Here is a 16442-nt window from a genome sequence, read left to right on the forward strand (position 1 = left end):
TTTATGTGGACTTATGAAAAAATGCTTCAGTTTCCAGTAAATATTAAAAAAGCTGATCCAGAAATGGCCAGACTTATATTAACCGCTTTGGGCGGACCTGATGGTGAAATGGGTGCCAGCAATCGCTATCTTCATCAGCGTTATGCGATGCCTTATCCACAGATCGTTGCTTTATTAACAGACATCGGCAGTGAGGAAATGTTGCCAGCATGCTATATGTTATTTTAAGTATATATCTAATTTAACCTGATGCTTATCCCAGCGGCCTTTTTTACCGCCTTTTATTGGGGATGTGCTGTATTCTATCTTATCAATGATTTCTTTCAGCAATCTGTTTTTCGCATCAGCATCAACCTTTTTATCTTTAAGATATTCAACGACTTTACTAAACTTAACGATCTTTTCCTGATAATTGATCACGATAGGCTTCATTCGTTTAGCGTTGGCAAGTTTTTCATTTAGATCATTTCTTTGAACCGCTAGCATGTTGTTTCTAGCAGTAAAGACTTCTCGTGTATAAATTTTATCTTCAAGTAAATCATACAATTCATTTTGACGTATTTCAAGCTTATTCAGCTCCTTTTCTAGGTTGCGGATAATATTCTCATACATCTCGGTGTTATCTACGCTCTGATGCTCTAATTTAAACTCAAAATCATCAATATTTCTGTATAGAGAATCTACAACTGCTTTGATAACATCTTCAGCTTTTGAGGAACGGCTTCCACAATACACTTGATTATTACATAGATATCTTGGTTCACAGTTGCTATAAGTTCGATAGGAAAGTGCCTTGCCACATTTCTTGCAGAACAGTAAGCCAGCTAGCGGATTTATCAGTTTCACGGATGGTGTATTCTTAGGCTTTGACCCTATGATCTCTTGTGCTTTATAAAATAATTCTTCATCTATGATAGCTGGATGCTTTCCATCAATGATCATGCAGTCATTGTTTCGTGGAGTGTGTTTTACTAGCCTGCCGTTTTCATACGACCTAATACCTTTTCTATAATTCCAACGGATCTTACCAATATAGACTGGGTTTTGAAGAATAGCACGGATCGTTTGGGGATTCCAGTGATCACTTCTTTTTGGTTTGATTCCCATAGCGTCTAACTGCCTTGCAATGCGTGTCCATCCGAGCCCTTTATTTACATATAGATCAAATATCAATCGTACAGTATCAGCATCTTTGTTTGGGACCAAAGTGCTGCTTTTTCCTATTTTTATCTTGTCATAGCCTAAAGGATTGAAATTTCCTAAGTAGTCACCATTCTTAATTGATGCCATTTTTCCACGTTGAAGAATCTCTTTAGTGTATTCAAGATAGTCATTACCTCTTGATAATTCCATTTCAAAGAATTTACGGTCAAATTTATTAGATAGATCATATACTTTAGTAGGTGTCATGATAAGTGTATCTGTGTATCTGAAAGCATGAACGATCGTTCCACAGTCCAGCATATCACCTCTAGTGAGCCTTTGTGGCTCAATGGTAATAACACCCTTGATGTCTTTGTTTTCGATTCTACGAAGCAGTATATTGATTTGAGGACGGTCATCTATCGTTTCACCGGAAACAACTTCACGATAAATATCATCTTCTGGTATTCGATAGCCTATCTCTTTTAATGAATATTCCTGCAGTTGCTTTTCATGCCTTGCAAGGACTTCTTCAACAGATTCACTTTCAGAGTCAGCACGTGACTTTCTCAGGTACATCAGATATTCAGACATGCTTTCACCTCACACTCATTATATTCAGGAGAAAAATGAAAACGATAGAAATGATGATAGATAATATTATTGTAGTCATTCATTATAATGATCTTCCTAAAAAAGAAGATATAGAAGAGGCATGTATTCAGTTTATAAAAGCAGTTGATAAATAACATTTGTAAATACCCTCCTTTTTTGGTAAAATTGGGTATAGAAAAACTGGTGTGGTAATCAATTTTTCTATACGGCAGTATTGGCGTACTGCTTGTTGAACCATCCTATTGGCGTAGGGTGGTTTTTATTTCTCATGAAAATCTCACGAAAATAAGCCCTAAAATAAGTGTGCAATTGATATTTTTAATGAATTTCTTACGAAAAAATCATTAAGTTAAATTGTGTGAAATCGAGTTAAAATGTTGAAATTTTCGAACAATATTGTATAATATAAATACCGGAGATACTTTATTCTCGACTGGTCAATAATTGGTGAATGGTTCAAAGAACTAAGCGTATGTTAAGTACGTCTTCCCAGTTAGGTTAAGGTCTGCAAGGCAGGCCTTTTCTTTTTCTTTTAATTAGGTAATCTCAACACAACATTTATTTTTAGCTTGTTTTTTATATAATTGAGTGAATTAAACCAGTTGTTATTAAATACAAATGCCCTACGAATAGTATTGGCAATAATATCTGCCATCTGGATTCCATAATCATATTTTGAATCTTTATAAATAACTTGTACTTTTAATTCGTTAAACAAGATTGGAGGGAAAGATCTTCCGTAATCAAAATTCAAAATACCATGACAAAGTTCTTCCAATAAACCTTCTTGTAAGGTATAGTATCCATTTGTCTTTGTTGGCATTTCATCGATATTTATATGTAAATAAACTGGCTTATTAGGATTTATATAATTTTTATGAATCAAATGTTGTATAGTTTTTTTAATAATACGGCGCTGAGAATATTCTACAAACCTACCTTTTGAAGCTTGTCGATTGATAATGTCTTGTCGCAAATTTTTATTATAGATAATTGCACCAAAAGTAACAAATTTCTTGCTTAATTGCATAATTCTTCTTCTATCAGAATTACTGATATGGTTAGCTTTTACTTCTGGGCAATCATTGTTGCAATAGGATATTGTATCCCAGCAATAATTACACTTTATTTGATTACAGATAGATCTGTATTTATTTGTGAATTCAGATTTTTCATTTTTATCGTGGAAAACGATACCTGCAAAAATTGCATAATCTTCATATTTGGATATCTTTCCAGAATCATCCATATAGAGGTAAATATGTTGTAATTCTTCATCATTCATATATCATAACTCCTTGGGGTGTTTTTATTTTATAATCCTAGCAACTCTTTTTTCTTTTTGTCAAATTCTTTTTGGGTAACAATTCCCATATCCAGCAATTCTTTTAGCTTCTTTAATTCTTCATAAGGATCATTTGTTTGAACTGTTTCTTGTTGTACGCTCTCGTTAGGCTTATTATTAAGTTTATATTTTGATAATCTATTAAATGTTTCAGAATGAGCAATCTGTGCATTTGGACCGCTTAATAAAACTGTATTTTCAAGACCATTTTCTTCATAATCAATAGTGAAGAATTTTTCAGTTGTTTTTTTCTTTTTCTTAAATGCTAAAGCAAAAACACCAAGTGTCAGTAAGCGGGTAGCAGTAATTCTTTTCTCTATTTGATCTGTAGTTTCAAAGTGAACGCCTACCATATCACTAAATGGAATATATGCTGAACCACTAAGACCACAGGTTATAGTGATTCCTGTATCATATATTGTGATTGCTCCACTCTTTTCTTTGTTTAATTTAGGATGTCCGCCTTTATAGATGATTGAATATGAAACAGGTTTAGAAACTGGCATGTTCTCTGATGAAGTGTGATCACCATCATGAATGTTGCTTATAATTGTTTTAGCTTCAATAAGATTAAGACCAAATTCTTCTCTCAATTTTTTTATTGATGAAACCTCTTTCCCTCCTTCTTCATCAAGTATAGCTTTTGCTCTACTATATACTGCGGAAGAAATCTCAACTTGTTGTTTCGGTGCGTTATTTTCTTTGTTTAGTTTAAACTTCATTTTATCCCCCTCCTGATATATGTAAACACAGTTCGTGTGATTACCAGATATATTATTTTGCTAACGTATTAACTATTTATCATAATCTTTGATAGCCTTTTTTAATTTTCCCAAACATCTAAAACTTGAATTCATTGGATCAACAGGTATAGAATCAAACTCACTGTTCATTGGCTGAAGCATAATCATTCCACTTTGTTCTTTGTACTTTTTGCAAGTAGCTACATTGTCATCTACACAGAAGCAACCGATAGATCCATTAGTTATGTATGTTGTTTTTTCAAACACTAGCAAGTCCCCATTATTAATGCCTGCATCTTTCATGGACTCACCATCTGCAATTTGGCAAAAATATTCAGCAGTTGCAGATAAGCCCTTGCTAGGCACAGGAACATATTCAAGAATGTTATCCTCAACAAAACCACCATTTCCACAGCATAGATTAGAGTATAAAGGAACACGAATGAAATCAATGCCAGCAGATTTGTATATTTGCTCATCATTCCCCCATCCCATTAATGCTTGAGGTGTTGTATATAAGGCATCAGCAAAAGCCTTAATTTTAGATTGGCTTAGATCTACTTCACCAGCTTCTATTTTTGCTATACTGCTTCTCGATGTATATCCAGTTTTTTGTGCAAGTTCATCTTGCGACATACTTAATTGCTGTCTTAATCGTTTTATATTTTTATATAAGTCTAGCATATAACCACCTCGTATAATGATAATAACATTAAGTATAATTTAATTCAACATTTTTTTAATTTATTACATTTTTTTGTTGACATCAATTCACAGATAGTATATATTATGAGTGTGAATTAAATTCACGAAAGGAGGATAATATGACTGACACATTTGAATTGGAAAAAATTATTCGTCAAAGAGGTTTAACAAAAAAGGAAGTAGCTTTTAAAATAGGCTTATCTGAGCAGGGATTTCTTTTAAAATTAAACAATCAAAATGAGTTTAAGGCAAGCGAAATTCAGTCAATCTGTAATTTGTTAAAATGCTCAAGGGATATTTTTTTTAAAGATACTGTGAATTAAATTCACCATTAGAAATTTATTTTCAAGGAATAAGGAGGTGAAAAAAATGTATTTAGTCTTATCTTCAGGGAAAATAGGAAAGATCAGCTACATATGTAAATGCAAGCAATGCAAAAAACGTCATGAAACAGAATTGATCGTAACTGATTTCAGTAATCGCTATTTAGATATGATTAAATATCATGAATTATTTGACAGAAAAAAGGTTCTGAATATGAGTGAAAAATTGGTTGATTTAACTTATGAACATTCAAACGAAGAAAGAAACAGAATGGTTGCTGATCTTTATCAAGTGTGGTTTTTAAAGTGTGATTAGGGAGGTGAAACATTGAAGAAAAAAATAAAAGATTGGATCTATTACAACGAGGAAGAAATTTTATTTTGGATTGCTTTGACTATTTCTATTATAGCTTTAATTGTATCCATCTTGACATTAATGAAACTGTGTCAATAAAGCGATAGTTGAAACGATTAAAGAAAAAATAGAAATAACTAATGGAAGATAAAAGCGAAAGGTTTTTTCCTTAAAGACATTCAAGTATTCTTTCCCCTTAATTGTAAGCTCGAAAAATTCTATATTATCGGATGTTCCTTCATGGGTCATTATTAAATCATCTTGTTGTAGTAATTTTAAATCAACATGGGCCTTGTAATAATCAGATTTATAGAATTTATCAGCAATAGTTTGTGTTAATACAGGTTCGTTTTTAAGGATAAATTTTATTATTTGTTTTTTATTTGATTTCATTTATGATCCTCGCTTTCCAGCAGATAAATATTACCATAAATCAATTAGAAAGTGAGCAATAAAAGAAAGGAGTCGTACATGAAAAAAGAATTTGAATTGAATGGTGTTTCGGTAACTATTCATTATGATCATCCGCCTGATAAAAAAGCAATTGAAAAAGCGTGCATTCGCTTTATGCAACAGATTGAGGAAAAGCAGGCAAAAGAAAAGACACCTTCGAGTGTGGAAAATCCAAGGTGTCCAGAAGAACGTCTTATTAAATAAGACACTTAAATTTTAGCATAAATTGGAGGAAAATTCAATTTGAAGAAGATTATATTAATTATTCTTGTGCTTATGCTTGGGAACCCAGCAAGGAAGCCGGTAAAGGCATATGAAGAAAAAACAAATAAGAATATAGCTATTAAGGAATGGAACACGTGGGAATACCTAGGTAAGTTCAAAATTACGTTCTACTGGTTATCAGAAAATGGCAGAAACACATCCACAGGTGCAATAGCCACAGAGGGAAGAACGATAGCGGTTGATCCTAATGTAATTCCATATGGAACTGAGGTTCTTATAGATGGACATGTATATATTGCTGAGGATTGCGGTGGAGCAGTCAAAGGCAATGTGATTGATATATTCGTTGAAGATGAATACATGGACATGTTCTATACAGATGTGTATGTGAAGAAATAAAAAGAATGTTCTTTGAAAACTGAATAAAGTTGCAAATAAAAAGCACCCGTGAGGGTGCAAAAGAAATGCTAGAGTTTAGATATAAGTGCTTCTTGCAAGACTTGAGAGAAGTTGATGCCTTTTTTGGTAGCTTCTTCATTCAGCCATTCGGGAATACTAAGGGTTTTCTTGACTGCCTTATTCTTATACTTTTTGGCATAAGCAATAGAGTCATATCCCACAAGCATAACTGTATCGTTTGGAAATTCATGCTGAATATGCTCAACTGTCGAAGGACTGCTGAATGACTGGGCATTTGCTTCATCGTCTAAATAGAGTCCTAAAGCCTCTTGGGCATAGCTGAATGCTTCTTCAAACGTATCGCCTTGTGTGAAACATCCGGGCAAATCTGGAAATTCAACCCAGAAACCAACTTCATCTGGTTCTGCCTTATGGAAGACAGCAGGATAGAAAACAGTAGACATAGAGAAATACCTCACTTTCTTTTATAAGACCCAGCAGGGCTATTTAAGCCCCGCCTGTTTCAGAATAGCATGTTCCATGCCTTTCTTTAGGTCTTTGCTGTGACAAGGAACGATCGTAGTCCTTTTTGAATTAGGATTGTAGAATTTGCGATGCCCAGTAGAGGCATGCTTCAATTCGATGAATCCGTTCTTCCTAAGGAGTTTACACATTTCCTTAGACGTCATTGGCATATGTTTACCTCCTTATCACGCTTATATTATACTACGTAATAATACGTATGTCAATAGAAAAAGTATGTATTATTACGTGTAAATAAATTAAAGCATTTCTTTGAAATCCATAGAAACTTCCTTGACTTTTGGTTTAACCTAAAGTATAATATCTATAGGCAAACCAGAGAGAAAGGAGGATAGATGCCCGAGCCTAAAAAAAAGATGGGTAGACCTATGAAAGATAACCCAATTAAAATCTTTAAGGGCATAAAATTTGACGAAGCTCTATTACGAGAAGTCGAAAATTATGCGAAAAGAAATGATATGACTTTTAGCGAAGTTGTAAGAGAAGCACTAAAAGAATATATCAAATAAGAAAAGGGCGTTGCTATTTAGTCGGCAAACCAGAGAGCAACACCCAATCAACAACCTCAAAGAGATTGCACAAGAATTATACCATATAAGGTATGATATTTTCAATTTAATATTTAAGGCAACCTCTTGAGGATTTCAAGCAACTTGTTTAGTTAGAAATTACAGGAGGTTTTTTATATGGAACAAGTAACTTTATCAGAAGAAAGATTAAGACAGCTTATCAGCGAAGAAGTGCAGAAAGCAGTTGAGCACACAAAGCCAGTCAAAGACAAAAGAATGAAAGAATTGGAACTGTATTTCAGAGATGAAGTATCAAGTAAGAAACTCAGCTTCAACTGGTACACAGCATGGAATGCAGTAAGGACAGCCGTTGCTTTAAAGATGGGTTATCCTACGACTGTGAAAGTGCCAGCAGGACGATATGACGAGTTTCTGGAAACGATAAGAAAAGAACTTGATGAAGTCATTAGGGCACAGGAGGCGAAAGCATGAACGGATTCGATTTACTGGTAATTGTGATTGGCTGTTTCCTAGTAGCTGATTTACAAGGATATTTCAAGGAGGACTAGCCATGAATGAAGAATATTATGACCTTCAAGCATTAGCTTATGAAGAAGAATGGCGTGAGGAAAAGATAGAAAGGATGTTTGAAAATGGCAGTACCGAAAGTGAGTAAAGAGATGGCACAGGAAATCAATGATAGCTTCAAGACAATGAGCGTTTATGAAAAGCTATCACACATTCAGAATGAAATCAATGTGCCAAAGAATCTATACAATAAATTTGGAAATTATTATTACAGAAATGCAGAAACGATCTTCGACACTGCAAAGCCAGTGTGCATGAAGTATAGGACAACACTGGTAGTAAGCGATGAGGTCGTTAATGTTGACGGTCGCTTTTATATTAAAGGAATTGCGACATTATGCGACTGGGATAGTGATAAGGAAGTCACCAATATTGCTTATGCTCGTGAGGAAGAAGCCAAGAAAGGGATGGATGCTTCACAGGTCACAGGATCATGTTCTTCCTATGCTAGAAAGTATGCTTTGAATGGATTGTTCAATCTTGATGACAACAAGGATTCAGATTCACCGGAGCAAAGAGAAGAAATCGAAGCAAGAGCAAAGGCGAATGCTAAAAATGCAGAAAACAAAAAAGAAAAAGCCGAAGTGATGGCTACTGAAAATCAAATTAAAATAATTCAAGAATTAGGAAGTGAGGAAAGAATCGAGGGGATGAAGAAGTATTACAAAGTCAATGAATTAAGCGAATTGACTATCAATCAAGCCTCAGAAGCAATTGGAATTTTAAAAGGAAAGAAGGAATAAATAATGGAATTGGTTAAGGTTCAAGATGGCCATATTACAGTGGCAGAAGAAGTGATGAAGAAACTGCATGACTTTCAAGTGGAAAAAGCTAAGATGGAAATGCAGGAAAAGGAAATTAAGCAGGCGATGCTTAATGCAATGGAAAAGAATGGCATAAAGTCATTTGAAAATGAATTTGTAACGATTATATATAAGGCTCCAACAACACGTAAAACAGTCGATACAAAAGAGTTAAAGGATCAAGGGCTTTATGATAAGTTTTTGAAAGAATCACCAGTTAAATCGAGCGTGATGGTCACATGGAAGTAGAATTTATCGAACAGACACACCAGTATTTAGTTGGGGGCGTTCTAGTACCCAGTGTTAGTGAAATATTAAGATTCATATTTCCTAAGAAATATAAAGATGTACCAGCGAGAGTGCTTGAAGAAAAGGCACTCTTTGGTACACATATCCATGAAGCGATTGAAGCATACGAGAAAGGCAAAGAGCCATGTTTGACGGATATGGAAAAGGTAACATTCAACCAGTATCTAAAGCTCAAGGAAGAGTATCAAATTAAGCCGATAACAATGGAAGAAATCGTTCATTATGGGGATCGCTTCGCTGGAAGGCTGGATATGACTGCTTATGTATTGGATGAAGAAAGTCTGATTGATACAAAAACAACTACAAAAGTTGATATAGAAAGCCTTGAATGGCAGTTAGGTATGTATCAGTTAGCGAAAGGAAAAAAATATAAGAAGTGCTACTGTATATGGCTTCCTAAGAAGGATTTAGGACAGCTTGTAGAAATAGACCCTAAGACAGAAGAAGAAATTTTGGAGGTGCTTGAAAGATATGGCGAAGCTACAAAAGTTACATGGTGAGTACATCTTAAAGGACTATAAATTGTCGCTTGCCAATGATATGTATCTCGAAACTGGAAAAGCACTTGAGGTGAATGTAAAGCTCGTAGACAACAGGGCAATAACGGATAAGCAGAGAGCGTTTATATTTGCTTTGTGTGGCGAAATTTCTTATTACACAGGCGAGGATAAGGAATGGGTAAGAATGCTTTTACAGACGTATAATGCGAAGCTGAGAGATATAGAGGTAGAAAGCCTTAGCACATGCGATATGACCTATGCAAACGGTCTGATAGATACGATCATCAATTTCTGCATAGATCAGGAAATACCATTTGCGAAGAAATTAATTGATGATTATGGATATACATTTGATGAAAAGCAGACCTATTCCATGTGTTTAAAAAGGATATGTGTAATATGTGGATCAAGGGCAGATATTCATCATGTTGATTCTATCGGTATGGGCGAAAACAGAAAGAATGTTTCGCATCTAGGAAAAAGAGCCTTGCCTTTGTGCAGACAACATCATATTGAATGTCACACAATCGGAAACGAAGCATTCATAAATAAATATCAGCTTTCACCGATAACAATTGATAAGAAAATTGAGTATTTCATTAAAAAAGGAAAATTAAGAGTATTTAAAGAGGAGTAAAAATGGATGCAGAAAAATTGAGAACACAGGCACAGGAGCTTGTATTAAATGCAATTCCATATGGAAAAGATAATGCGGTAACACGTGAAAAGCTATGTAAAAAAACACATATGGATGACAGAAAAGTAAGAGACATCATTGCTGAATTAAGAGATTTTGAATTGATCTGTTCAAAGAGTGGATTTGACGGATATTGGAGACCTACCAATAGAGAAGAAGTCAAAGATTTTCTAAGTGAGAATGCAAAAAGAATCAAGAGCTTATTCAAAATGTGCAGGCTTGCAAGGGAATATTTGAAGAACCATGAGGATCAACTACATGCCTAAGTATCATAACTGCAAAACGATAGTAGATGGAATCAGATTTGACAGCAAGAAAGAAGCCAAAAGATATCTTGAATTAAAGATATTGGAAAAGGCAGGAGTAATAAAAGACCTTCAACGTCAAGTGCCATATACTCTAATAGATAAATCACGTTATGGAAAAGCCATAAAATACGTTGCTGACTTCGTTTATTATGAGGACGACAAATTGGTAGTGGAAGATGTAAAAGGTGTTCTGACACCTTTATATAAGCTTAAGAAAAGGCTTATGGCAGAACGTTTTGGAATCGAGGTGAAAGAAACATGAAAAGAGATAGCTTTATCTTTTACAGAAGTTTTTGGGAAGCTGTAAAAGAGTTGAAGCCAGCAGAAAGAGAAAAAGTGTTGAGCAGTATCTGTGGTTTTATATTTGATGAAGAAGAACCCGAATTAAAAGCAACACCAAAAGCTATATGGACTTTAATAAAACCACAGCTTATTGCAAACATTAAAAAATATCAAAATGGTTCAAAAGGTGGCAGACCAAAAAAGGAAACCGAGCAGAAACCTAAAGAAGAAGAAAGTGAAAACCTAATCGAAACCAAAAGCAAACCTAAGCATAACGCAATGAAAATGAATAATGTAAATGAAAATGAAGAATGTAGAATGAAGAATGATAATGAAAATGAAAATGTGTTAGGTTTTTTTGAGGACGAGTTTAAACGACCACTTTCATCAATCGAATGTCAGACAATAGCAGACTGGCAGAATGAGTACAGCGATGATCTTTTAAAACTGGCATTAAGTGAAGCGGTAAAGAACAATGCAAGGTCTTTAGCGTACATTGACACTATCTTGAGAAACTGGAAAGGCGCAGGAATCAAGACTGCTGTAGAAGCACAGGAGCAGATAGAGAAACATAAGAAGCAGAAGATGCGTAATTCCAAAGAGCGTAAATTACCTGATTGGTATGAAAATGACGATGAAACATATCAGCAGGCAAGTGAAGAAGAGATTGCAGAGTTTCAGAAGTTGTTGGAGGAAGCAAATCATGTATGAAGTGAAGATGATCAGAGAAACTGCTTCAAGCATCTACATGAAAGAGTTCAATGGACATGAAATTCATTCATCAGTGACAAACAAGAAAAAAGGTTCTACATCGGAAAGATGGGAGCATTTGGGAAAGTATTCAAGGAGTGTTAATGGATTAAAGAATCAGCTTTTGTTGATGGGGTATAGCGAGGTTATGCGATGAAAAGAAGTTGTTCAACATGCAAGTATCTGAACAGAAGCAAAAAGAAGACGGAATATAATTTCTTCCATTATGGATGTAAAAAGAATGAATACGTGCATGTAGGGATCAGAAAGGACTTAGATCCTAAGGAACAGGAAAGGTTTCTGTCAGCTTCTTGTTGCAGTTTGTATGAAAGTAAAGAAAAAGAAGCAGTAATTACTTTTCTTTTGGATACAAAAACTTTTTTAAAAAGCGATTTAACTGATGAGGATGCATGCCTTCCAATAACAATTAGTGAATTGAAAGCAATCAATCAGCAATGCAAAGAATTGGGGTGGATTGAATGAAAGAATTAAAACCATGTCCGTTTTGTGGAAAAAAGGTTAAAAAGATGGTAGCACCTATGATGAAAACAGTTGTGTTTACATGCTTAAACTGTGGCGCCGATGTTTGCTTTTATAATGCAGAGTATGGTGAGAAAGCTGTTAAGGCTTGGAACAGTAGAGCAGAAGATGATATTGAGTATATAAGAAAGCTTGAAAAAGGTTTAAACAAAGCGTGTATATTTCTATCACTAAACATTGACGATACCGAGAGTATAATGAGCACGTGGGATAATGAAGAATGGAAAGAGTGGTGCATGGATGATGATGACTAAAGAAGAAATCATCCTTGCATTTGATGCGATATGGTTCGAAGCAAATAATTCAGCGAATTTGGCTGGTGAAGATTTGCAAAAGGAGCATAATCTAATTGTTCAGCTCATAAATGAACACTTTGAATTTGTCGAGGAATATAAATCTTGCAGACAAGAGCTTGATGGATATTATGAATTATTATATCCAGATCCATACAAATTTGAAGAACTTCATGAAGGCATGTGGGTTTGGGATGATGAGTATAAGATACCTTGTCAAATTTTGAAGGTAATGAGCTTTGATAAATTGAGCGTTTCATATCATTTTGAAAGTATTATTGAATATCAAGAGGACCGATTTTATCCGATAACAAAAGCTAACCAGTGAAAGGAGATAATATGGCAACAATAATTAACAGGACAAAATGCGAGGATTGTATTCATGATCAAATTTGTGTAAAGAAAAATAATTTTAATGTTCTTCTTAGAGAAATAGAAGCTGCAAGTATAACTAATGCTAATGAATTATCAGTAGCCCATACATCCATAAAAAGTGAATTATACCCAGCTCACGTATATATCGAGTGCGATTATTTTATTAAAAAACAAGAATATTCTATGCCGAAACATGGAGTGTTATTATGCAAAAAGAATGGGGTTGAAGTATGATTCAAATAAACAATAAATACTTTATCAAAGCTGAGGATGATCAGTTTACAGTATGCGAGAAATACATTAATAAAAATGATGAGGTATGCTATAAAGCATTGACCTATCATCCTAGCTTCACCAGTGCATTAGAGAAGGTCATGAGATTAGAGCAGGTCAATAAGCTTAATGAAAAGGATATGACACTGTTTGAAGCGTTAGAGATCCTCAAAAATATCAACGAGAATTACAGAGAAATGTTAAAGACATACATTGAAATATATGAGTGCTTGTAGGAGGTGAAAGAATGATCAACAGAGTTGTATTGGTAGGTCGCATTACACGGGATCCGGAATTAAGAAAAACAAACACCGGTATTTCTGTTATAAGTTTTACACTTGCAGTCAACAGAAGATTTTCAAGCAATCAGGAAGGCGGGCAGGATGCAGATTTCATTAACTGCCAAGCATGGAGGCAAAGTGCTGATTTTATGGCAAATTATGTAAAGCAGGGAGCATTGCTTGGAGTAGAAGGCAGAATACAGACACGTAATTACAAAGATAGAAGCGATCGCACTGTTTATGTGACTGAGGTGGTATGTGATAGTGTACAAATATTGGCTCAAAAGAGGGCAGAGGAAACACCAAACACATATGGACAGGTAAATTATAACCAAAGCGAATATACGAACGTTGAGAGCGAATTTGGCAGTGATACAGTGGATATTTCATCGGATGATCTTCCATTCTAGGAGCTTATAATATGGACTTTTATAAATTGTTATGGCCTACTCCTTTAGCGGCAGACCGAGATAAAAAGACATTTACAGATTGGGCGGATGGAGTGATAACAACAGAAATGGCAATAAGTGATTTTAAATGGAATAATCACATAGATGAGGATGTCATCATAAATAAAAATGATTTTATTGAGTGGCTGCGTTCACTTGGTTATTGGAGGTGAGATCATGGACTTAGAAAAATTTATTCATAACAATCTTATCTATTCCAAATGTTCAGATGAAGTTAAAAAGGAAATAGATAAGGAATTGGATAATATCAAAGAATTGAAAAAGGAAAATAAAGTATTGTTGAAAAGGATCGCTGAGTTGGAGGATCAGAGATGGTCACAATAAAAGATGAAATTGAGGATTTCAAAATTCAATGTAAAAGATATATTTACTGCAAAAAAAAGAAAATTGAATGTGAATATAAGTTAGAAGAGATAGGTGTACAGATTCTAGGTGTTAAATCTCCAACATTAGATGGTGTTTATGTTGTTCATGATTTACATAAGGATAGAAGAAATGAATTATTTCATATTGAATCGCAGATTATCGAAGAAAAAGAAGATTGCATTCGCAATAATAAAAAAGTGGATTCAATTCTTGGAATGTTAAACAAACGGGACGAAAAATTGATTAAAGATTTATATGTTTATAAAAAGAATCATGAAATGATTGCTGAAAAATATCATTTTAATAGACAGAATATGTATAAGCATGTTAATAAAGCATTAGCAAATATTTTTAAGAAAAAATGAAAGTTGCGACAATGTAACCAAAAAAACGTGTTATTATGTTATCGTAGATAAATTGGAAAGAGATCAAAAAGATCTCTTTTTTGTTATCTGGGAGCAGTACATGAAGAAATTTATACCTCCTTAATTATTATTTTGTTTTCATGTACTGCTTTGAGGCAACAAAGGAGAGTGAAGGAAGAATGGCAAATAAAGGAGCTGAAAGATACGGAACGCACAGAGGATCGTTTGAGAAGAATAAGAAAAAAGTATTTGCTACTCAGACAGTTTGTGGTATCTGCGGAAAACCTGTTGACTTTTCACTGAAATATCCTCATCCTTTGTCAGCATGTGTAGATCACATCATTCCGATTGCTAGAGGAGGCCACCCTTCGGATATTGACAATCTGCAATTGGCCCATTGGGCTTGCAACCGAGCCAAAGCTGATCACCTTCCAAATGCAATTAAAAAGGAAGAAGAAGTGATCAGTAATCGAATATTGCCTTTATCAATGGATTGGGCTAGTTATAGATCAGAATAAATTGTAAAAAAGCGCATTTTTACATGGGGGCATACCTCCCTCCCCGCGAGGGCGAAAGATCTTCCCTGCCGTACTGCACAAATTTTCTCGTGAAAATGGAAAGGAGTAGAAAATGGATTACAAAGGTATCGAATATTTAAGAAAGAAGCTTAATCAAAAAAGGACAAGAGTTAAATTGCGCTACGAATATTACGAGATGAAGAATATCGCAAAGGATATCAGTCCGATGACACCGCCATCCATGAAAAATCTAAAGTCTGTTTTAGGATGGTGTGCAAAGTCAGTGGATAATCTGGCAGACAGACTTGTATTTAGAGATTTTAAAAACGATAACTTCAATTTAATGGAGATATTCCAGATGAATAATCAGGATATCTTTTTTGATTCAGCGATTCTTTCAGCTTTAATTTCATCATGCTGTTTTGTTTATATTTCTGAAGATGATGACGGTTTTCCACGTCTGCAGGTCATAGACGGAGCCAATGCAACAGGCATCATTGATCCGATTACAAATCTTTTGACTGAAGGATATGCAGTGTTAGATCGTGATAATTACGGTCGGCCGTCAATAGAAGCTTATTTTACAGCAGGAAAAACAGAAATCTTTAGAAAGAATATAAAGGGATCTGAAATTATCACGAATAACTGTTCTTATCCATTGCTGGTACCGGTTATTTATCGTCCTGATGCGGTTCGTCCGTTTGGACATTCACGTATTTCCAGAGCAAATATGTCAATCGTCAATTCAGCATTGAGAACCATCAAGCGTTCTGAAATTTCAGCAGAGTTTTATTCGTTTCCACAGAAATATGTAGTAGGACTTGATCCTGATGCAGATCCACTTGAAAAATGGAAAGCAACAATGAGCTCAATGCTTTCTTTTACGAAAGATGAAGATGGTGACAGTCCTACATTAGGCCAGTTTACACAACAAAGCATGAGTCCTTATACTGAACAATTGCGAACCTTTGCTTCTCTTTTTGCAGGAGAAAATGGACTGACACTTGATGATCTTGGATTCGTATCGGATAATCCATCAAGTGCGGAAGCAATCAAAGCTTCTCATGAAAATCTCAGACTAACAGCTAGAAAAGCACAACGGGTATTTGGAAGCTGCCTTCTTAATGTCGGTTTTCTGGCAGCATGTGTACGTGATGATTTTCCTTACATAAGAAGGCAACTTTATCTAACAAAGCCTGTATGGGAACCAATATTTGAACCGGATGCAGCTATGCTTTCTATAATTGGTGATGGTGCTGTAAAGATCAATCAGGCTGTACCAAATTATTTCAACAAAGATAACTTAAGAGATCTTACGGGAATTGAATCAAGTGAGCTGGATCCAATCGTATCTGAAGAAGAATAG

At 34.8% G+C, this 16442-nt stretch carries 33 protein-coding genes; 26 read left to right on the forward strand and 7 right to left on the reverse strand.

The window, feature by feature from the left end:
• Positions 1 to 3 precede the first annotated feature (3 nt).
• Positions 4 to 228: a manganese catalase family protein gene (locus ACZYT3_RS00095; RefSeq protein ID WP_464087224.1), complete on the forward strand. Its 225-nt coding sequence runs from the start codon at positions 4 to 6 to the stop codon at positions 226 to 228.
• Here ACZYT3_RS00095 and ACZYT3_RS00100 read toward each other — a convergent pair.
• The 4 genes from ACZYT3_RS00100 to ACZYT3_RS00115 all read right to left on the reverse strand — a co-directional run bounded on the left by ACZYT3_RS00100 (position 220) and on the right by ACZYT3_RS00115 (position 4530).
• Positions 220 to 1737 carry a recombinase family protein gene (locus tag ACZYT3_RS00100; RefSeq protein ID WP_464087225.1) on the reverse strand — a complete coding sequence of 506 codons (1518 nt, stop codon included), beginning with the start codon at positions 1735 to 1737 and terminating at the stop codon, positions 220 to 222. The genes ACZYT3_RS00095 and ACZYT3_RS00100 overlap by 9 nt on opposite strands.
• A 553-nt stretch (positions 1738 to 2290) precedes the next feature.
• Complete coding sequence (locus ACZYT3_RS00105; protein WP_464087226.1) at positions 2291 to 3043, reverse strand: DUF3800 domain-containing protein; 753 nt, start codon at positions 3041 to 3043, stop codon at positions 2291 to 2293.
• 29 nt (positions 3044 to 3072) lie between these two features.
• Positions 3073 to 3825 (reverse strand): SHOCT domain-containing protein, encoded by a 753-nt coding sequence (locus ACZYT3_RS00110; RefSeq protein ID WP_464087227.1) that lies wholly within the window; start codon positions 3823 to 3825, stop codon positions 3073 to 3075.
• A 72-nt stretch (positions 3826 to 3897) separates the two neighbouring features.
• The gene (locus tag ACZYT3_RS00115) at positions 3898 to 4530 is read right to left on the reverse strand and encodes a LexA family protein (protein WP_464087228.1); all 633 of its coding nucleotides are present in this window, start codon (positions 4528 to 4530) and stop codon (positions 3898 to 3900) included.
• Between the two features lie 140 nt (positions 4531 to 4670).
• Here ACZYT3_RS00115 and ACZYT3_RS00120 point away from each other — a divergent pair, with 140 nt between their 5' ends.
• Both ACZYT3_RS00120 and ACZYT3_RS00125 read left to right on the forward strand, forming a co-directional pair.
• A complete protein-coding gene (locus tag ACZYT3_RS00120; protein ID WP_464087229.1) occupies positions 4671 to 4874 on the forward strand; it encodes a helix-turn-helix domain-containing protein in 204 nt (67 codons plus the stop codon).
• A gap of 46 nt (positions 4875 to 4920) precedes the next feature.
• A complete protein-coding gene (locus tag ACZYT3_RS00125) occupies positions 4921 to 5190 on the forward strand; it encodes a hypothetical protein (RefSeq protein WP_464087230.1) in 270 nt (89 codons plus the stop codon).
• Positions 5191 to 5307: 117 nt separating this feature from the next.
• Here ACZYT3_RS00125 and ACZYT3_RS00130 read toward each other — a convergent pair whose 3' ends face one another.
• A complete protein-coding gene (locus tag ACZYT3_RS00130; protein ID WP_464087231.1) occupies positions 5308 to 5622 on the reverse strand; it encodes a hypothetical protein in 315 nt (104 codons plus the stop codon).
• 78 nt (positions 5623 to 5700) lie between these two features.
• Here ACZYT3_RS00130 and ACZYT3_RS00135 point away from each other — a divergent pair, with 78 nt between their 5' ends.
• Together ACZYT3_RS00135 and ACZYT3_RS00140 are read left to right on the forward strand one after the other, a co-directional pair.
• Entirely contained in the window at positions 5701 to 5886 is a 186-nt protein-coding gene (locus ACZYT3_RS00135; RefSeq protein WP_464087232.1) for a hypothetical protein, read from the forward strand.
• 39 nt (positions 5887 to 5925) lie between these two features.
• Positions 5926 to 6306, forward strand: a complete 381-nt coding sequence (locus ACZYT3_RS00140) for a 3D domain-containing protein (protein WP_464087233.1) — start codon at positions 5926 to 5928, stop codon at positions 6304 to 6306.
• A 68-nt stretch (positions 6307 to 6374) separates the two neighbouring features.
• Here ACZYT3_RS00140 and ACZYT3_RS00145 read toward each other — a convergent pair whose 3' ends face one another.
• Positions 6375 to 6770, reverse strand: coding sequence for a type II toxin-antitoxin system HicB family antitoxin (locus ACZYT3_RS00145; protein ID WP_464087234.1), 396 nt, complete (start codon positions 6768 to 6770; stop codon positions 6375 to 6377).
• A gap of 39 nt (positions 6771 to 6809) precedes the next feature.
• On the reverse strand, positions 6810 to 7001 hold the full coding sequence (locus tag ACZYT3_RS00150; protein WP_464087235.1) for a type II toxin-antitoxin system HicA family toxin: 192 nt from the start codon (positions 6999 to 7001) through the stop codon (positions 6810 to 6812).
• Between the two features lie 183 nt (positions 7002 to 7184).
• Between ACZYT3_RS00150 and ACZYT3_RS00155 the strand changes: the two genes are divergently transcribed.
• From ACZYT3_RS00155 to ACZYT3_RS00255, 21 genes are all read left to right on the forward strand, one after another.
• A complete protein-coding gene (locus ACZYT3_RS00155; protein WP_464087236.1) occupies positions 7185 to 7358 on the forward strand; it encodes a ribbon-helix-helix domain-containing protein in 174 nt (57 codons plus the stop codon).
• Positions 7359 to 7535: 177 nt separating this feature from the next.
• Positions 7536 to 7850, forward strand: a complete 315-nt coding sequence (locus ACZYT3_RS00160) for a hypothetical protein (protein WP_464087237.1) — start codon at positions 7536 to 7538, stop codon at positions 7848 to 7850.
• A gap of 161 nt (positions 7851 to 8011) precedes the next feature.
• Positions 8012 to 8689, forward strand: a complete 678-nt coding sequence (locus ACZYT3_RS00165) for an ERF family protein (protein WP_464087238.1) — start codon at positions 8012 to 8014, stop codon at positions 8687 to 8689.
• Positions 8690 to 8692: 3 nt separating this feature from the next.
• The gene (locus ACZYT3_RS00170) at positions 8693 to 8998 is read left to right on the forward strand and encodes a hypothetical protein (protein ID WP_464087239.1); all 306 of its coding nucleotides are present in this window, start codon (positions 8693 to 8695) and stop codon (positions 8996 to 8998) included.
• Positions 8989 to 9558, forward strand: coding sequence for a hypothetical protein (locus ACZYT3_RS00175; protein WP_464087240.1), 570 nt, complete (start codon positions 8989 to 8991; stop codon positions 9556 to 9558). Before ACZYT3_RS00170 ends, ACZYT3_RS00175 begins: the two co-directional genes overlap by 10 nt.
• Positions 9530 to 10195, forward strand: a complete 666-nt coding sequence (locus ACZYT3_RS00180) for a putative HNHc nuclease (protein ID WP_464087241.1) — start codon at positions 9530 to 9532, stop codon at positions 10193 to 10195. Before ACZYT3_RS00175 ends, ACZYT3_RS00180 begins: the two co-directional genes overlap by 29 nt.
• 2 nt (positions 10196 to 10197) lie before the next feature.
• Positions 10198 to 10521: a hypothetical protein gene (locus ACZYT3_RS00185; protein WP_464087242.1), complete on the forward strand. Its 324-nt coding sequence runs from the start codon at positions 10198 to 10200 to the stop codon at positions 10519 to 10521.
• Positions 10514 to 10825 (forward strand): DUF1064 domain-containing protein, encoded by a 312-nt coding sequence (locus tag ACZYT3_RS00190; RefSeq protein WP_464087243.1) that lies wholly within the window; start codon positions 10514 to 10516, stop codon positions 10823 to 10825. The genes ACZYT3_RS00185 and ACZYT3_RS00190 overlap by 8 nt, the downstream gene beginning before the upstream one ends.
• Positions 10822 to 11556, forward strand: coding sequence for a DnaD domain protein (locus tag ACZYT3_RS00195; RefSeq protein ID WP_464087244.1), 735 nt, complete (start codon positions 10822 to 10824; stop codon positions 11554 to 11556). Before ACZYT3_RS00190 ends, ACZYT3_RS00195 begins: the two co-directional genes overlap by 4 nt.
• The gene (locus ACZYT3_RS00200; protein WP_464087245.1) at positions 11549 to 11752 is read left to right on the forward strand and encodes a hypothetical protein; all 204 of its coding nucleotides are present in this window, start codon (positions 11549 to 11551) and stop codon (positions 11750 to 11752) included. Before ACZYT3_RS00195 ends, ACZYT3_RS00200 begins: the two co-directional genes overlap by 8 nt.
• The gene (locus ACZYT3_RS00205) at positions 11749 to 12078 is read left to right on the forward strand and encodes a hypothetical protein (RefSeq protein WP_464087246.1); all 330 of its coding nucleotides are present in this window, start codon (positions 11749 to 11751) and stop codon (positions 12076 to 12078) included. The genes ACZYT3_RS00200 and ACZYT3_RS00205 overlap by 4 nt, the downstream gene beginning before the upstream one ends.
• A complete protein-coding gene (locus ACZYT3_RS00210) occupies positions 12075 to 12389 on the forward strand; it encodes a Lar family restriction alleviation protein (RefSeq protein ID WP_464087247.1) in 315 nt (104 codons plus the stop codon). Before ACZYT3_RS00205 ends, ACZYT3_RS00210 begins: the two co-directional genes overlap by 4 nt.
• Positions 12382 to 12756 (forward strand): hypothetical protein, encoded by a 375-nt coding sequence (locus tag ACZYT3_RS00215; protein ID WP_464087248.1) that lies wholly within the window; start codon positions 12382 to 12384, stop codon positions 12754 to 12756. Before ACZYT3_RS00210 ends, ACZYT3_RS00215 begins: the two co-directional genes overlap by 8 nt.
• An 11-nt stretch (positions 12757 to 12767) precedes the next feature.
• On the forward strand, positions 12768 to 13037 hold the full coding sequence (locus ACZYT3_RS00220) for a hypothetical protein (protein ID WP_464087249.1): 270 nt from the start codon (positions 12768 to 12770) through the stop codon (positions 13035 to 13037).
• Complete coding sequence (locus ACZYT3_RS00225; protein WP_464087250.1) at positions 13034 to 13312, forward strand: hypothetical protein; 279 nt, start codon at positions 13034 to 13036, stop codon at positions 13310 to 13312. The genes ACZYT3_RS00220 and ACZYT3_RS00225 overlap by 4 nt, the downstream gene beginning before the upstream one ends.
• Before the next feature lie 11 nt (positions 13313 to 13323).
• Complete coding sequence (gene ssb / locus ACZYT3_RS00230) at positions 13324 to 13767, forward strand: single-stranded DNA-binding protein (RefSeq protein WP_464087251.1); 444 nt, start codon at positions 13324 to 13326, stop codon at positions 13765 to 13767.
• 11 nt (positions 13768 to 13778) lie between these two features.
• Positions 13779 to 13979 (forward strand): hypothetical protein, encoded by a 201-nt coding sequence (locus ACZYT3_RS00235; protein ID WP_464087252.1) that lies wholly within the window; start codon positions 13779 to 13781, stop codon positions 13977 to 13979.
• A gap of 4 nt (positions 13980 to 13983) precedes the next feature.
• On the forward strand, positions 13984 to 14151 hold the full coding sequence (locus ACZYT3_RS00240; protein ID WP_464087253.1) for a hypothetical protein: 168 nt from the start codon (positions 13984 to 13986) through the stop codon (positions 14149 to 14151).
• Positions 14139 to 14558 (forward strand): hypothetical protein, encoded by a 420-nt coding sequence (locus ACZYT3_RS00245; protein ID WP_464087254.1) that lies wholly within the window; start codon positions 14139 to 14141, stop codon positions 14556 to 14558. Before ACZYT3_RS00240 ends, ACZYT3_RS00245 begins: the two co-directional genes overlap by 13 nt.
• A gap of 179 nt (positions 14559 to 14737) precedes the next feature.
• Positions 14738 to 15076 (forward strand): HNH endonuclease, encoded by a 339-nt coding sequence (locus ACZYT3_RS00250; RefSeq protein ID WP_464087255.1) that lies wholly within the window; start codon positions 14738 to 14740, stop codon positions 15074 to 15076.
• A gap of 112 nt (positions 15077 to 15188) precedes the next feature.
• A complete protein-coding gene (locus tag ACZYT3_RS00255) occupies positions 15189 to 16442 on the forward strand; it encodes a phage portal protein (RefSeq protein ID WP_464087256.1) in 1254 nt (417 codons plus the stop codon).

The sequence above is a fragment of the Traorella sp. mt218 genome, from assembly GCF_055420025.1.

What these genes read in the sequence shown, in the direction of transcription:
- ACZYT3_RS00095 (WP_464087224.1), top strand. Translation starts at nt 4, where the DNA reads ATGTGGACTTATGAAAAAATGCTTCAGTTTCCAGTAAATATTAAAAAA.
- ACZYT3_RS00100 (WP_464087225.1), bottom strand. Translation starts at nt 1,737, where the DNA reads ATGTCTGAATATCTGATGTACCTGAGAAAGTCACGTGCTGACTCTGAA.
- ACZYT3_RS00105 (WP_464087226.1), bottom strand. Translation starts at nt 3,043, where the DNA reads ATGAATGATGAAGAATTACAACATATTTACCTCTATATGGATGATTCT.
- ACZYT3_RS00110 (WP_464087227.1), bottom strand. Translation starts at nt 3,825, where the DNA reads ATGAAGTTTAAACTAAACAAAGAAAATAACGCACCGAAACAACAAGTT.
- ACZYT3_RS00115 (WP_464087228.1), bottom strand. Translation starts at nt 4,530, where the DNA reads ATGCTAGACTTATATAAAAATATAAAACGATTAAGACAGCAATTAAGT.
- ACZYT3_RS00120 (WP_464087229.1), top strand. Translation starts at nt 4,671, where the DNA reads ATGACTGACACATTTGAATTGGAAAAAATTATTCGTCAAAGAGGTTTA.
- ACZYT3_RS00125 (WP_464087230.1), top strand. Translation starts at nt 4,921, where the DNA reads ATGTATTTAGTCTTATCTTCAGGGAAAATAGGAAAGATCAGCTACATA.
- ACZYT3_RS00130 (WP_464087231.1), bottom strand. Translation starts at nt 5,622, where the DNA reads ATGAAATCAAATAAAAAACAAATAATAAAATTTATCCTTAAAAACGAA.
- ACZYT3_RS00135 (WP_464087232.1), top strand. Translation starts at nt 5,701, where the DNA reads ATGAAAAAAGAATTTGAATTGAATGGTGTTTCGGTAACTATTCATTAT.
- ACZYT3_RS00145 (WP_464087234.1), bottom strand. Translation starts at nt 6,770, where the DNA reads ATGTCTACTGTTTTCTATCCTGCTGTCTTCCATAAGGCAGAACCAGAT.
- ACZYT3_RS00150 (WP_464087235.1), bottom strand. Translation starts at nt 7,001, where the DNA reads ATGCCAATGACGTCTAAGGAAATGTGTAAACTCCTTAGGAAGAACGGA.
- ACZYT3_RS00155 (WP_464087236.1), top strand. Translation starts at nt 7,185, where the DNA reads ATGCCCGAGCCTAAAAAAAAGATGGGTAGACCTATGAAAGATAACCCA.
- ACZYT3_RS00160 (WP_464087237.1), top strand. Translation starts at nt 7,536, where the DNA reads ATGGAACAAGTAACTTTATCAGAAGAAAGATTAAGACAGCTTATCAGC.
- ACZYT3_RS00165 (WP_464087238.1), top strand. Translation starts at nt 8,012, where the DNA reads ATGGCAGTACCGAAAGTGAGTAAAGAGATGGCACAGGAAATCAATGAT.
- ACZYT3_RS00170 (WP_464087239.1), top strand. Translation starts at nt 8,693, where the DNA reads ATGGAATTGGTTAAGGTTCAAGATGGCCATATTACAGTGGCAGAAGAA.
- ACZYT3_RS00175 (WP_464087240.1), top strand. Translation starts at nt 8,989, where the DNA reads ATGGAAGTAGAATTTATCGAACAGACACACCAGTATTTAGTTGGGGGC.
- ACZYT3_RS00180 (WP_464087241.1), top strand. Translation starts at nt 9,530, where the DNA reads ATGGCGAAGCTACAAAAGTTACATGGTGAGTACATCTTAAAGGACTAT.
- ACZYT3_RS00185 (WP_464087242.1), top strand. Translation starts at nt 10,198, where the DNA reads ATGGATGCAGAAAAATTGAGAACACAGGCACAGGAGCTTGTATTAAAT.
- ACZYT3_RS00190 (WP_464087243.1), top strand. Translation starts at nt 10,514, where the DNA reads ATGCCTAAGTATCATAACTGCAAAACGATAGTAGATGGAATCAGATTT.
- ACZYT3_RS00195 (WP_464087244.1), top strand. Translation starts at nt 10,822, where the DNA reads ATGAAAAGAGATAGCTTTATCTTTTACAGAAGTTTTTGGGAAGCTGTA.
- ACZYT3_RS00200 (WP_464087245.1), top strand. Translation starts at nt 11,549, where the DNA reads ATGTATGAAGTGAAGATGATCAGAGAAACTGCTTCAAGCATCTACATG.
- ACZYT3_RS00205 (WP_464087246.1), top strand. Translation starts at nt 11,749, where the DNA reads ATGAAAAGAAGTTGTTCAACATGCAAGTATCTGAACAGAAGCAAAAAG.
- ACZYT3_RS00210 (WP_464087247.1), top strand. Translation starts at nt 12,075, where the DNA reads ATGAAAGAATTAAAACCATGTCCGTTTTGTGGAAAAAAGGTTAAAAAG.
- ACZYT3_RS00215 (WP_464087248.1), top strand. Translation starts at nt 12,382, where the DNA reads ATGACTAAAGAAGAAATCATCCTTGCATTTGATGCGATATGGTTCGAA.
- ACZYT3_RS00220 (WP_464087249.1), top strand. Translation starts at nt 12,768, where the DNA reads ATGGCAACAATAATTAACAGGACAAAATGCGAGGATTGTATTCATGAT.
- ACZYT3_RS00225 (WP_464087250.1), top strand. Translation starts at nt 13,034, where the DNA reads ATGATTCAAATAAACAATAAATACTTTATCAAAGCTGAGGATGATCAG.
- ssb (WP_464087251.1), top strand. Translation starts at nt 13,324, where the DNA reads ATGATCAACAGAGTTGTATTGGTAGGTCGCATTACACGGGATCCGGAA.
- ACZYT3_RS00235 (WP_464087252.1), top strand. Translation starts at nt 13,779, where the DNA reads ATGGACTTTTATAAATTGTTATGGCCTACTCCTTTAGCGGCAGACCGA.
- ACZYT3_RS00240 (WP_464087253.1), top strand. Translation starts at nt 13,984, where the DNA reads ATGGACTTAGAAAAATTTATTCATAACAATCTTATCTATTCCAAATGT.
- ACZYT3_RS00245 (WP_464087254.1), top strand. Translation starts at nt 14,139, where the DNA reads ATGGTCACAATAAAAGATGAAATTGAGGATTTCAAAATTCAATGTAAA.
- ACZYT3_RS00250 (WP_464087255.1), top strand. Translation starts at nt 14,738, where the DNA reads ATGGCAAATAAAGGAGCTGAAAGATACGGAACGCACAGAGGATCGTTT.
- ACZYT3_RS00255 (WP_464087256.1), top strand. Translation starts at nt 15,189, where the DNA reads ATGGATTACAAAGGTATCGAATATTTAAGAAAGAAGCTTAATCAAAAA.